The sequence below is a fragment of the Marinobacter sp. genome (assembly GCF_033722195.1).
Classification (GTDB): domain Bacteria; phylum Pseudomonadota; class Gammaproteobacteria; order Pseudomonadales; family Oleiphilaceae; genus Marinobacter.
The window spans coordinates 1-12,331 of sequence record NZ_JAWVZL010000011.1; the positions used below are offsets into that span (position 1 = coordinate 1).

The 12,331-nt window shown below is 63.2% G+C and carries 11 protein-coding genes; 3 read left to right on the forward strand and 8 right to left on the reverse strand.

The genetic code is table 11. The features are described 5' to 3' along the window. Together R3280_RS03585 and edd are read right to left on the reverse strand one after the other, a co-directional pair. On the reverse strand, nucleotides 1-342 hold a 342-nt coding region (locus R3280_RS03585), incomplete at its 3' end, for a glucokinase (protein WP_318997211.1). After that, nucleotides 339-2,159, reverse strand: coding sequence for a phosphogluconate dehydratase (gene edd, locus R3280_RS03590; RefSeq protein WP_318997212.1), 1,821 nt, complete (start codon nucleotides 2,157-2,159; stop codon nucleotides 339-341). The genes edd and R3280_RS03585, both read right to left, overlap by 4 nt. Nucleotides 2,160-2,316: 157 nt before the next feature. On the opposite strand from edd, the gene gap reads away from it, so the two are divergent. Both gap and pyk read left to right on the forward strand, forming a co-directional pair. After that, nucleotides 2,317-3,321: a type I glyceraldehyde-3-phosphate dehydrogenase gene (gene gap / locus R3280_RS03595; RefSeq protein WP_318997213.1), complete on the forward strand. Its 1,005-nt coding sequence runs from the start codon at nucleotides 2,317-2,319 to the stop codon at nucleotides 3,319-3,321. Nucleotides 3,322-3,403: 82 nt separating this feature from the next. Continuing rightward, nucleotides 3,404-4,852: a pyruvate kinase gene (pyk, locus tag R3280_RS03600; protein ID WP_318997214.1), complete on the forward strand. Its 1,449-nt coding sequence runs from the start codon at nucleotides 3,404-3,406 to the stop codon at nucleotides 4,850-4,852. 77 nt (nucleotides 4,853-4,929) lie between these two features. Here pyk and R3280_RS03605 read toward each other — a convergent pair whose 3' ends face one another. Genes R3280_RS03605 through zwf form a run of 4 tightly spaced genes read right to left on the reverse strand, consistent with a single transcriptional unit; the run spans nucleotide 4,930 to nucleotide 8,579 of the window. After that, a complete protein-coding gene (locus tag R3280_RS03605; protein ID WP_318997215.1) occupies nucleotides 4,930-5,673 on the reverse strand; it encodes a glucosaminidase domain-containing protein in 744 nt (247 codons plus the stop codon). An 18-nt stretch (nucleotides 5,674-5,691) separates the two neighbouring features. After that, a complete protein-coding gene (locus tag R3280_RS03610; RefSeq protein WP_318997216.1) occupies nucleotides 5,692-6,339 on the reverse strand; it encodes a bifunctional 4-hydroxy-2-oxoglutarate aldolase/2-dehydro-3-deoxy-phosphogluconate aldolase in 648 nt (215 codons plus the stop codon). A 58-nt stretch (nucleotides 6,340-6,397) separates the two neighbouring features. After that, nucleotides 6,398-7,117: a 6-phosphogluconolactonase gene (gene pgl / locus R3280_RS03615; protein WP_318997217.1), complete on the reverse strand. Its 720-nt coding sequence runs from the start codon at nucleotides 7,115-7,117 to the stop codon at nucleotides 6,398-6,400. After that, nucleotides 7,104-8,579, reverse strand: coding sequence for a glucose-6-phosphate dehydrogenase (gene zwf / locus R3280_RS03620; RefSeq protein ID WP_318997218.1), 1,476 nt, complete (start codon nucleotides 8,577-8,579; stop codon nucleotides 7,104-7,106). Before zwf ends, pgl begins: the two co-directional genes overlap by 14 nt. Nucleotides 8,580-8,815: 236 nt before the next feature. On the opposite strand from zwf, the gene hexR reads away from it, so the two are divergent. Next, a complete protein-coding gene (gene hexR / locus R3280_RS03625) occupies nucleotides 8,816-9,688 on the forward strand; it encodes a transcriptional regulator HexR (protein WP_318997219.1) in 873 nt (290 codons plus the stop codon). Between the two features lie 87 nt (nucleotides 9,689-9,775). Here the strand turns inward: hexR and R3280_RS03630 are convergent, their stop codons facing one another. Then, nucleotides 9,776-11,635 carry a SurA N-terminal domain-containing protein gene (locus tag R3280_RS03630; RefSeq protein WP_318997220.1) on the reverse strand — a complete coding sequence of 620 codons (1,860 nt, stop codon included), beginning with the start codon at nucleotides 11,633-11,635 and terminating at the stop codon, nucleotides 9,776-9,778. 325 nt (nucleotides 11,636-11,960) lie between these two features. Then, complete coding sequence (gene hupB, locus R3280_RS03635; RefSeq protein ID WP_318997221.1) at nucleotides 11,961-12,233, reverse strand: nucleoid-associated protein HU-beta; 273 nt, start codon at nucleotides 12,231-12,233, stop codon at nucleotides 11,961-11,963. Between the last annotated feature and the right edge of the window lie 98 nt (nucleotides 12,234-12,331).

The following is a 12,331-nucleotide window of genomic DNA, read 5'->3' on the forward strand; positions in this document are numbered from 1 at the left end:
CACCCCCAGTGCCATGGCGGTGAAATCGTTGACCACCTTGAACAGCCGCCAGCCAAATTCGGCTTTCAGGGCCGCCACACTGAAAGACCAGTGGCTGTTGGTCATCCGTACCTCGTCTGCGCCTACCGGCGAGGCCACCGCCAGGCAGGCGGACATCACGGCCGCGCCCTTTTCCAAGGCGGCCCGGACCAGGTAGTCCCGAACGGCGGCGTCAAGGTTCGGATAATCGGCACAGGCCAGGGTTGCCATCTGCTCCAGGGTCACCGAGCCGTCGCGCACCAGGGCGAAACGGGCGTTGGTGCCGCCAATGTCCCCGACCAGGGCATAGTCACCGGCCGTCATGCGTTGTGATTCCAGAAGAAACTGGCACCCTCTTCCGGGCTGCTGGCGGCACGGCGCATCCAGCCGAACAGCTCGCGGCCAAGACCGGTGTGGCAGGCCGCAAGATCCGCCCTCGCCGGCGTCCGCTCAGCCAGTTCCTGCTCGGTTACATCAACCGTGAGAGTGCCATTTGCCGCATCCAGACAGATCCGGTCACCGTTGCGCACCTTGGCCAACAGGCCCCCGTCCAGGGCCTCCGGGTAGACATGGATGGCGGCCGGCACCTTGCCTGAGGCGCCGGACATGCGGCCGTCCGTCACCAGGGCCACATGGAAGCCCCGATCCTGCAGCACCCCCAGGTAAGGCGTTAGCTTGTGCAACTCCGGCATGCCATTGGCCTTGGGGCCCTGGAACCGCACCACCACCACGCAGTCCCGGTCCAGCTCACCGGCCTCGAATGCCACCGCCAGCTGGTTCTGGTCGTCGAACACCACGGCCTCGGCCTCCACCCGGTGGTGCTCCGGGGCCACCGCGGACACCTTGATCACCCCGCGCCCCAGGTTGCCCGCAAGCACCCGCAGGCCCCCATCCGGCGCGAAGGGTTCACGGGCACTGCTGAGCACACCAGGGTTGCCGCTGCTGGTAACCGCCGGTTTCCAGACCAGTTTGCCGTTGTCCTGCTCGGGCATGCGGGTGTAACGCTCAAGGCCATGGCCCACCAGGGTCTGCACGTCATTGTGGAGGTAGCCGGCATCCAGCAGCTCGCGAATCAGGAAAGGTGTGCCGCCGGCCTGGTGGAAGGCATTCACATCGGCCTGGCCATTGGGATAGATGCGGGTCATGGAGGGTACCGCCGAGGACAGCTCGGCGTAGTCGTTCCAATCCACCAGGATACCGGCAGCCCGGGCAATGGCGATCCAGTGAATGGTGTGATTGGTGGAACCACCGGTCACCAGCAGCGCCACCAGGGCATTGACGATGCTCTTCTCATCCACCATATCCGCCAGCCCCAGCTCGCCGCCGTTGGGCTGGGACAGCCGGATCACCTGCTCGGTGGCGGCCCGCGTGAGCGCGTCCCGCAGAGGCGTACCGGGATTGACAAAGGCCGCCCCCGGCAAGTGCAGGCCCATGACTTCCACCAGCAGCTGGTTGCTGTTGGCGGTACCGTAGAAGGTGCAGGTGCCCGGGCTGTGGTAGGACTGGCTCTCGGCTTCCAGCAGCTCATCCTTGCCCACCTTGCCTTCGGCGTAGAGCTGGCGGATCCGCTGCTTTTCCTTGTTGGGCAACCCAGACGGCATGGGCCCGGCGGGAATCAGCACCGCCGGCAGATGGCCAAAGCTGAGTGCGCCGATCAGCAGCCCCGGCACGATCTTGTCGCAGATGCCCAACAGGGCAACGGCGTCGAACATGTTGTGACTGAGCGCCACCGCGGTGCTCATGGCGATGACATCCCGGGAGAACAGGCTCAGTTCCATGCCCGGCTGGCCCTGGGTGACACCGTCGCACATGGCCGGGGTGCCGCCGGCCACCTGGGCCACCGAGCCCATGCCGTGGGCCGCCTCGCGGATGATATCGGGAAAACGCTCGTAGGGCTGATGGGCCGACAGCATGTCGTTGTAGGCGGTGACGATGCCCAGGTTGGCCTTGCTCATCAGTTTCAGGGTGTCCTTGTCCGCCGGCTGGCAGGCCGCGAAACCGTGAGCCAGGTTGCCGCAGGACAGTACTTCCCGTTGCGGGGACTGCCGCTTCAGGGCGGTCATACGGTCCAGGTAGTCCTGCCGGCTGTCCTGGCTGCGTTGAATGATGCGGCGGGTCACTTTATCAACCGTCGGGTGCATGGCTTGCCTCCTGAATCCAGAGCGATTTTCACGTTATAATTACTGTAAGTTTACTTTCTTTTTTTCGTTTTTTCACCGTTTGACGTTCATTAATTCATCATTTGTTGTTATATTTACTACATCAACAACAAAACACGGTAACCAGTGGAGCCTTATCATGACTATTCGCATTGCAATCAACGGTTTCGGGCGCATTGGCCGGAATGTCCTCCGCGCCCTCTACGAGAACAACTACCGTGACCGGATCCAGGTGGTGGCCATCAACGACCTGGGAGACGCCGAAACCAATGCCCATCTGCTCAAGTACGACAGCGTCCACGGCCGTTTCAGCGCCAAGGTCAGTCATGACAGCGAATCCCTGAGCGTCAACGGCGACCGTATCGGCATCACCGCGGTGAAGGATCCGGCCCAGCTGCCCTGGAAAGACTACCACGTCGATGTGGTGATGGAGTGCACCGGCCTGTTTACCTCCCGCGCCAAGGCTGAGGGCCACCTCAAGGCCGGCGCCCGCAAGGTGATCATCTCAGCACCCTCGGCCGATGCCGACGCCATGATCGTCTACGGCGTCAACCACGACACCCTGACCGCCGACCACGAGATTATTTCCAACGCTTCCTGTACCACCAACTGCCTGGCACCGGTGGTGGCCGCGCTGCAGGAGACCATCGGTATCGAGACCGGCCTGATGACCACCGTTCACTCCTACACCAACGACCAGAAGCTGAGCGACGTCTACCACAGCGATCTCTACCGCGCCCGTTCCGCTACCCAGTCGATGATTCCCACCAAGACCGGCGCCGCCGCCGCCATCGGCAAGGTGATTCCGGAGCTGAACGGCAAGCTGGATGGCCTCGCCGTGCGGGTGCCCACCATCAACGTGTCCCTGGTGGACTTCACCTTTGTGCCCAGCCGCGACACCAGCGTTGAGGAAATCAACAAGGTGGTGGAAGCCGCCGCCGGCAACAATTCGGTGCTGGGCTTCAACAGCGAGAAGCTGGTGAGCGTGGACTTCAACCACAATGCCCTGTCCAGCGTGTTCGATTCCAACCACACCCGGGTGATCGGCCGTCACGCCAAAGTCATGGCCTGGTATGACAATGAGTGGGGTTTTTCCAACCGCATGCTGGACAATACCCTGGCGTTGATGAAAGCTGCCGGATAATTCTTGCCGACAGGAGCAGCTGGGCCAGGATCCGGCTGCCTCGTTTATCGCCATGCACCGACACCGTAAGAAGGACATAACAATGCTAAGGCGTACCAAGATCGTCGCCACCCTGGGTCCGGCAACCGACTCCCCCGAATCACTGGCCGCCATCATCAAGGCCGGTGTCGACGTCACCCGTCTGAACTTTTCCCACGGCAGCGCCGAAGACCACATCCAGCGCGCCCGCAATGTCCGTGAGGCCGCCAAGGCCCAGGGCCGGTTCGTCGCTCTGCTGGCGGATCTCCAGGGCCCCAAGCTGCGCATCGCCCGCTTCGCCGACAACAAGGTGACCCTCAAGCCCGGCCAGACCTTCGTGCTGGATGCCAGCATGGACAAGGAAGCCGGCACCTCGGAGCGGGTGGGCATCGACTACGAACAGCTGATCCAGGACGTCAAGACCGGCGATATCCTGGTGCTGGATGACGGCCGCATCGAGATGACCGTGGAAGCGGTGGACGACCACAGCATCACTTCCCGGGTGTTGATCGGTGGCCCCCTCTCCAACAACAAGGGCCTGAACAAGCGCGGCGGCGGCCTCTCGGCCAACGCCCTCACCGAGAAAGACAAGCAGGACATCAAGACCGCCGCCGAGCTGGGCGCGGACTACGTGGCGGTTTCCTTCGTGCGGACCGCGGAGGACATGCACACGGCCCGGGCACTGCTCAAGGAAGCCGGTTCCTCCGCCGGCCTGGTGGCCAAGATCGAACGCGCCGAACTGGCCCACGACACCGAGGCCCTGGACCGGGTCATCGAGGCTTCCGATGCGGTCATGGTGGCCCGCGGCGACCTGGCGGTGGAGATTGGCGACGCCGAGCTGGTGGGCGTGCAGAAGCACATCATCAACCGGGCCCGCTCGCTGAACCGCGTGGTCATCACCGCCACCCAGATGATGGAGTCGATGATCGACAACCCCATGCCCACCCGCGCCGAGGTGTCGGATGTGGCCAATGCCGCCTTCGACTACACCGACGCGGTCATGCTGTCGGCGGAGACCGCGGTGGGGGACTACCCCAAGGAAGCGGTCGAGGCCATGGTGCGGATCTGCATCGGGGCCGAGAAGCATCCCTCCACCCATACCTCCAAGCACCGGATTCACGAATCCATGGAAAAGGTGGATGAGGCCATCGCCCTGTCCGCCATGTACGCCGCCAATCACCTGGAGGGGGTGGCCGCCATCATCTGCCTGACCGAGACCGGCGCGACGCCGCTGATGATGTCCCGCATCAAGTCCAGCCTGCCCATCTTCGCTATGTCCCGGCATCACAGCACCCAGCACAGGGTAGTCCTGTATCGTGGCGTCCAGAGCATTCCGTTCGACTCCCAGTCCCTGCCGAACGAAGAGATCAATGCCAGCGCCATCGCCGAACTGGTGAAACACGGTGTGGTCAGCGAAGGCGATCTGGTGGTGATGACCAAGGGCGACTACGTCAACGCCCAGGGTGGCACCAACACCATGAAGATCGTCCGGGTGGGCAGCGAGATCCAGTAACCGGCTCCGATTCCATCCACAAAAAAGCCCGGCTGGTTGAGCCGGGCTTTTTTTGTCGAACCGCACGGGTTTTGGCGTCAGCTCTCCCGGTCGTGCCGGCTGAGTTCATTAAACCGAATCAGATCCCGCAGCCGGGTCACATATTTCTCCCCCCGGGCCGAGTAGTCCTCCAGGCCGTCGGCGAGAGCGGCTCCGGAAATAGGTTCGTCCTGCTGGCGCATCCTGGCCCTGAGCGCGCGGAACGAGCTGTAGGCCGGGTGGCGGTTGAGGTTGCGCATGTAGGCATCAACCGATTCTTCCGCCGAACTGAATACTGCCACTTCGTGGCTGCTGTCCGAACCCCGCTCCCGGGGCACCAGGCCGCAGCCCTTCTCGAAGCACCACTGGCCAAAATAGTTGTTGCCCTGCCGGGCGAACCGGGACTGTCCCCAGCCGCTCTCTTTGGCCGCCTGGGCCAGCGCCAGCGAAGGCGGGATCACATCCACCCGCCGCAACAGGCGCTGCCATGAACGCTCGCTGTCCGGATCAAAATCGCTGACTTCGTAATCCGCCACAATGGCCTCCACCCGGTCACGGCTCCAGCCTTCAACGGAGCCCGGCCGTTGGCGCCATTGCACAAGCTTTTCCCGGGTTTCCAGGATTTCCCGGTTACGCTCTTTCACCAGGGGCAGGAAGTATTCGAAGAACGCCTGTTTTCGCGCCTCCACACTGTCATAACCGCTAAAGTCCGGGCTGGCGCCGACCGGGAGCGAGAACACCACCGTCAGGGCCAGTACCACCACCAGGCGCCAGGGCCCGGCGTAACAACAAGATCTGAACATCCATACTCCTGTACGCCATCAGAGGTCCGCCAGGCTTCCTGCCGCCAGCTCGCTGATGGCCGCCCAGTCGCCGGCCTCCACCGACTCCCGGGGCGTCAGCCAGGTGCCGCCCACGGCGGCTACATTGGCCAGCGCCAGGTAGTCCCGGGCGGTTTCACGACGGACCCCGCCGGTGGGGCAGAAAGACACGTCCGGGAAGGGCCCGGCAAAGGCCTTCAGGGCCGGAATACCGCCCGCCACCTCGGCCGGGAAGAACTTGAATTCCCGATAACCCAGCGCATAGCCTAACATCATCTCGGAAATGGTGGAGACTCCGGGCAGCAACGGCGCGTGCGCGGTCATGCCGAATTCCAGCAGTTCACGGGTGACACCGGGGGTAATCACGAACTGGGCCCCCGCCGCCTCGGCCTGGCGGTACTGGCTGACCTGGGCCACGGTGCCGGCACCGACCCATACATCCGGAAAGGCCTTGCGCAACTGGCGGATCGCGCCCAGGCCGTGCTCAGTGCGCAGGGTGACCTCCAGTATCCTGATGCCTCCCTCCACCAGCGCGCCGGCCAGCGGCAGGGTGTGTGCCGGATCCTGGATGCTGATGACTGGAACCAGCGGACAGGCCGCCAGAACCGACTGGACCTGATGGCGATGCTGCATGGACAATGATGACATGGGTGCTATCCCTTCTGTTTCCTGAGTAAGAATTCCCTGTTCCTCGGCCAGACTCCGGCTAGGGGCTCCAGAACACCTGCAAGCCCGGCCTCAGAAACAGCCGGATCGGCATGGCGGCGGTCTGCTCAGGCCTGGCAAGGGCCTGGCGCAGGGTGTCCAGCTTGTCTTCCCCGCGGATGTGCAGAAAGACCAGGCGCGCGCGGCCCAGGGCTGCCGCGGTCAGTGAAATGCGGGGCTGGGCCTGGCTGGGGGGGTTGACGGCAATCGTGACGTCCGGGTTGCCAGGGTCCAGCGCCCGGGGCAGTTCCGGGGCGTCCGGAAACAGCGAGGCGGTATGGCCGTCGTTGCCCATGCCCAGTACCAGCACATCCAGCGGCCACTTCAGGTCCGCCAGCGCCTGCTCGCAGTCGGGCTGGCCCTGCTGAGCCGTGGCCCGGGGTTGCTTCAGACCAAAGAACCGGGCCGCTGCCGCCGGGCCCTGCAGCAGATGCTCCCTCACCAGGCGGGTGTTGCTGGCCGGATCGTCCTCAGCTACCCAGCGCTCGTCCGCCAGGGTGATATTCACCCGGGCCCAGTCCAGCGGTTTGCGGCTCAGGGCCCGGAACAACCCCACCGGCGTGGAGCCGCCGGAGACCGCGAGGCTTGCCCTCGGCTCACGGCTGAGGACCGCCTGCAGCGCCTCGGCTATGCGGCTGGCCAGCTGGCCGGCGATTTGCTCGGCATCCTCTCCCAGTACCGGCAGCACGCCGTGGGGCCAGGCAATCTCAGGCGTCTTCATACCAGCTCCTGCCGTCGCGGGTGATCATCGCAATGGACGCCACCGGACCCCAGGTGCCGGCGGCATAACGCTTGGGATGGGCGGCATGATCCTGCCAGTGGGACATGACCTGGTCCACCCAGCGCCAGGCGTACTCCACCTCGTCGCGCCGGACGAACAGGTACTGGTTGCCCTTCATGACCTCCCACAGCAGCCGTTCGTAGGCATCCGGAATGCGGCTGGCGTTGAAGGTCTCGGAAAAGGTCAGTTCCAGCGGCCCCTGGCGCAGGCGCATGCCCTTGTCCAGCCCCTGGTCCTTGGTGAGGATCTGCAGCTCCATGCCCTCGTCCGGCTGCAGCCGGATGATCAGCTTGTTGTTGGCCAGATGCTTCTGGTCAGGATCGAAGATGTAATGGGGCGCCGGCTTGAAGTGGATGATGATCTGGGAGAGCTTCTCCGGCAGCCGCTTGCCGGTACGGATGTAGAAAGGCACCCCGGACCAGCGCCAGTTGTGGATTTCCGCCTTCAGCGCCACGAAGGTTTCGGTGGTGCTGCCCTTGGTGGCGTCATCCTCTTCCAGATACCCCGGTACCGGCTTGCCGTTGCTGGTGCCGGCAGTGTACTGACCGCGCACCAGGTGGGTTTCCATCATGTCGGAGGTGATCGGGCGCAGGGCCTTGAGCACCTTGACCTTCTCATCCCGGATGCTGTCGGCGGACAGGTCCGAGGGTGGATCCATGGCGATCAGGCAGAGCAGCTGCAGCAGGTGATTCTGCACCATGTCCCGCATCTGTCCGGCCTTGTCAAAATAGCCCCAGCGGCCTTCAATGCCGACGCTCTCGGCCACGGTGATCTCCACATGGGAGATGTGGTTCTGGTTCCACTGGGTGGCGAACAGGTTGTTGGCGAAACGCAGGGCAATGAGGTTCTGGACCGTTTCCTTGCCCAGGTAGTGGTCGATGCGGAAGAGCTGGTTCTCGTTGAAAACCTCCGCCAGCTGGTCATTGATGACCCGGGAGGAGTCCAGATCGTGGCCGATGGGCTTCTCCACCACCACCCGGGTCTGCTCGTTGCAGCAGCCCTGGTCTCTCAGGTGGCGGGCAATCATGCCGTAGATGGAGGGCGGCGTGGCCATGTAGACAATCAGCGCACCGCCGCCGTTGGCCCGCCAATCGTTGAGGCGCTGGTAGCCCTGGCTATCGGAAAAGTCGAACGAGAGGTAATCGATGCGGTCGAGGAAGCGGTCCAGAATGTCGGTCTCCAGCTCCTCGCGCTTTACATAGTGCCGGATGCGCTCCCCCAACTGCCGGCGCACCGAGGCGGTGTCCTGCGGGTCCCGGGCCAGGGCCAGGATGCGGGTGTCACGAGCCAGCAGCCCCACCCGCTCAAGCTGGTACAGGGCCGGGAACAGCTTGCGCTGGGCCAGATCCCCCAAGGCACCGAACATCATCAGGTCACAGCGGTTTTCGCTCTTGTCGACCATGGATCTGTCTCTCTTCTCCGTGTCTCTGGGTTGCCGACTCTGGGCCCGGGCGCTCCGGCTCATCGTCTGGCATGGATTTGTAGTAATTTTATTAAAATAATGGCAGATATTCGCTCGGAATCCAATCCCGTTGACGGTTTCATGATATTTTTACTACCGCTTTTTATCGCCAAACGCGGTATAATCCCGCGCCAGAAGGGGAATGAATACCCCGCGGGAAAGGAGAAGTCACTGCCATGGCAGCCAAGAATGCGCACCAGGACGATAATGTCCTAGCGGTTATCCAGGACCGGCTCGACAGCCTCAACAAATCCGAACGCAAGGTCGCCGAGGCCATCCTGCGGGACCCCACCGCGGCGACCCGGTACAGCATTGCCGCCCTGGCCCGGGCGGCGGATGTCAGCGAGCCAACCGTCAACCGGTTCTGCCGCAGTTTCTCCGCCACCGGCTTTCCGGATTTCAAGATCCGGCTGGCCCAGAGCATCGCCACCGGCACCCCCTACGTGGGCCAGAACATCAGCCCGGACGATACCGTGGCCGAGTTCGCCGACAAGATCGTGCTGAGCACCATCGCCAGCCTGGACAAGGCCCGCCAGGCGCTCTCGCCCCGGGCCCTGGAGCTGGCCATTGATCACCTGATCCAGGCCAAGCAGATCAACTTCTTCGGCATGGGCGGCTCGGCGCCGGTGGCCATGGACGCCCAGCACAAGTTCTTCCGTTTCAACATACCGGTGATGAGCTATGACGACGCCCTGATGCAGCGAATGGTGGCGGCCGGCTCCAGTACCGGTGATGTGATCGTGGTGATTTCCTACACCGGTCGCACCCGGGAAATGATCGACATTGCCGAGATCGCCCGGGCCAACGGCGCCACCGTGATCGGCATTACCGCGCCGGACTCGCCGCTGTCACACAGCTGTACCGTCGCCCTGGAAATCACGGCCTCGGAAGACACCGAGGTCTATATGCCCATGTCCTCCCGCATCATTCACCTCACCGTGATCGATATCCTGGCCACCGGCGTGACCCTCAAGCGGGGCAAGGATTTCCAGCACCACCTGAAGAAGATCAAGGACAGCCTCAAAGCCACCCGCCTGCGTCCGGAATAATCCGCCGGACCACGGACAAAAAACGGGGCCAATCGGCCCCGTTCTTTGTCACAGCGCACCCGTCAACCTGTGCCGACGGGCCTGCCCCTAGGGGCGCTCGACTTCCGCCTGCTCCCGCAGGTGCTCCCGGTAAGCCAGGTATTCCCGCTGGGCCATCTGGGAAGCGATGAACTGCTGCCACTGATCCACCTCGTCCTGACGCTCGGAAACATCGCCGTCGGTGACCTCATCCAGCGCAATCACCACCAGATCGTCCTGGTAACCGGTCAGCCCGTAGCTCGGTGACTCGGACTCCGGCCGGGGCAGCTCGAATGCCCGCTCCAGAACCGGCGCACTGATCTCGGTGCTGGTACGGGCAACATCCTGGTAACTCTGCCAGCTGTCCACCGGCACATTAAGGTCTGCCAGCGCCTCGCCGTCCTGCAGACGGGCAATCAGGTCCCGCCCCAGCTGCGCCAGGGCCTCCTCGGTGCGACGCGCCTGCAGCTGCTGACGGATCTCGTCCTGCACTTCTGCCAGGGGCTGCTGGGCCGCCGGGAAATATTCCTGCACCCGGGCCACCACGGAAGTATCTTCCGCCACGTCGATCACCTCGGTGTTATAGGCATCCTGCAGCACGTCATCGGAGAACAGCTGACGCATCAGGCCGGGGTGATCGAAAGGCGGTTCACCGCCGTCCCGGGTGATACCGCTGCGGGTCCTGACCTCCAGGCCCAGCTCCTCCGCCGGCACCCGCAGGTTGTCCTCGGAGTAGGCAAGATCCGCCAGGCGGGTGCGCAGCTCGGCGAAGCGGGTTACCGCCTGCTCCCGTGCCAGCTCCTGACGCAGCTCGTCTTTCATGGCTTCAAAGCTTGGTGGCTCGGTCTTGCGCACATCCAGCAGCTTGATCAGGTGTGTCCCGTAGGCGGTTTCCACCGGCTCGGAGATTTCCCCTTCCTCCAGTTCGAACATGGTTTCCTCAAAGGGACCGTCGAACACGCCACGGCCGGCATAGCCCAGATCACCGCCATCCTCGGCGGAGGCCAGGTCATCGGAATACTCACGCGCCAGCTCGGCAAACTCGGCACCGGCGGCCAGCTTCTCCTGGATTTCCGCAATGGTGGCTTCGGCTTCGTCGCCGTCCTCGATCAGGATATGGGCGGTCCGGCGCTCCTCACCCGCCAGTTCGCTGGCGCGGTTCTGATAGACCTCCCGCAGCTCGTCCTCGCTGATCTCGATATCCTCGGCGATGCGGTCGAGGGACAGCTCGATGTAGGCGGCATCCACCCGCTCCGGCTGCATGAACTCGCCGGGGTTGTTCTGGTAGTAGTCCTCGACGTCCGCTTCGGTCACATTGACCTGATCGGCCACCAGCTCAGGGGTCAGCGTGAAGGTGCGGAAATCGCGGGTCTGGTACTGCATGCGAAGCAGGTGCTCCACCGCCTGGGGACTGGCCAGGCCACTCTCCAGGATGCCGCCGCGGATCTGGTTGACCACGTACTGGCGGCGCATGGCTTCGCGGAACTCCAGCGGGCCCATTCCCATGTTGCGGATCACGGCCACGAACCGGTCACGGTTGAACTGGCCATCCACCTGGAACTGGGGCATCTGGGTGATCAGGCGGTCGATATCCGCGTCCGACAGGGCCAGATCCTGGCGCTGGGCGTCCTGGGTCAGAACGGTTTCCAGGATCATCGCCTCCAGCACACTGCGGCGAATCTGATCATCGTCCAGCAGGGAGGGATCAGGGGTCTGCATTTCGGACAGCCGGCGCTGGCGTTCCATCTGCAGCACACGATTGAATTCGCGTTCGGTGATTTCCTGGTCGTTGACCGTGGCCACTTCCGGCTCACCGGAAAAGCCGCCGATGATGGCATCCACACCAAACATGGACAGGGCGACAATCAACAACCCGATGATGATCTTGGCAATGGTGCCCTGGGCGTTCTCACGGATATCTTGAAGCATGTTCCTCCCAGATCGCTGGTGCCAGGCCCCGGTGGCGGCGGAATATCACGCCGGGGGAGCGGATCGGCCAGCGTCAGGCCTCTCTGTGGAATCGGATAAAGCCAGAAGTCCCCAAGGCCTCCGGGAGCGAGCACCAGGCTGTGCCGCGGTCCGGAGCGGGACCCTCTGAACGTAAAAAGGCGCACCCGTTATGGAATGCGCCTCGACTTTCTTTCAAGCAACCTCTACCGGCATCTACCGTCCCGAACATTGTGAATCCGATGGGTCATTCCGGGGGATCGCTCCAGCAGTCGCCCCGATGGCAACTGCCTGGCGAAAGAAACCGTTACTTGACGGCGTCTTTCAGGGCCTTGCCTGCCTTGAAACCAGGCACTTTGGAGGCCGGAATCTTGATTTCAGCGCCAGTCTGCGGGTTGCGACCGGTACGGGCAGCACGCTCTTTGACGGAGAAGGTACCGAAACCAATCAGGGTTACCTGGTCGCCTTTCTTCAGTGCGTCGGTAACGGAATTGATCATGGCATCCAGGGCACGACCGGCGCTGGCTTTGGAGATGTCTGCGGACTCGGCAATTGCATCGATAAGTTCGGACTTGTTCACACTAAACCCCTTCGATTTCAGGTTGAAGATGTTATAGGTTGGTTTGTTTTTCTTGGACGTTCTCGACTATCGCACAAGCGGTCGGAGAATTCCATTCT

Bases quoted from the DNA above. Each gene is read 5' to 3' on its own strand.
- edd (WP_318997212.1), bottom strand. From the start codon at position 2,159: ATGCACCCGACGGTTGATAAAGTGACCCGCCGCATCATTCAACGCAGC.
- gap (WP_318997213.1), top strand. From the start codon at position 2,317: ATGACTATTCGCATTGCAATCAACGGTTTCGGGCGCATTGGCCGGAAT.
- pyk (WP_318997214.1), top strand. From the start codon at position 3,404: ATGCTAAGGCGTACCAAGATCGTCGCCACCCTGGGTCCGGCAACCGAC.
- R3280_RS03605 (WP_318997215.1), bottom strand. From the start codon at position 5,673: ATGTTCAGATCTTGTTGTTACGCCGGGCCCTGGCGCCTGGTGGTGGTA.
- R3280_RS03610 (WP_318997216.1), bottom strand. From the start codon at position 6,339: ATGTCATCATTGTCCATGCAGCATCGCCATCAGGTCCAGTCGGTTCTG.
- pgl (WP_318997217.1), bottom strand. From the start codon at position 7,117: ATGAAGACGCCTGAGATTGCCTGGCCCCACGGCGTGCTGCCGGTACTG.
- zwf (WP_318997218.1), bottom strand. From the start codon at position 8,579: ATGGTCGACAAGAGCGAAAACCGCTGTGACCTGATGATGTTCGGTGCC.
- hexR (WP_318997219.1), top strand. From the start codon at position 8,816: ATGGCAGCCAAGAATGCGCACCAGGACGATAATGTCCTAGCGGTTATC.
- R3280_RS03630 (WP_318997220.1), bottom strand. From the start codon at position 11,635: ATGCTTCAAGATATCCGTGAGAACGCCCAGGGCACCATTGCCAAGATC.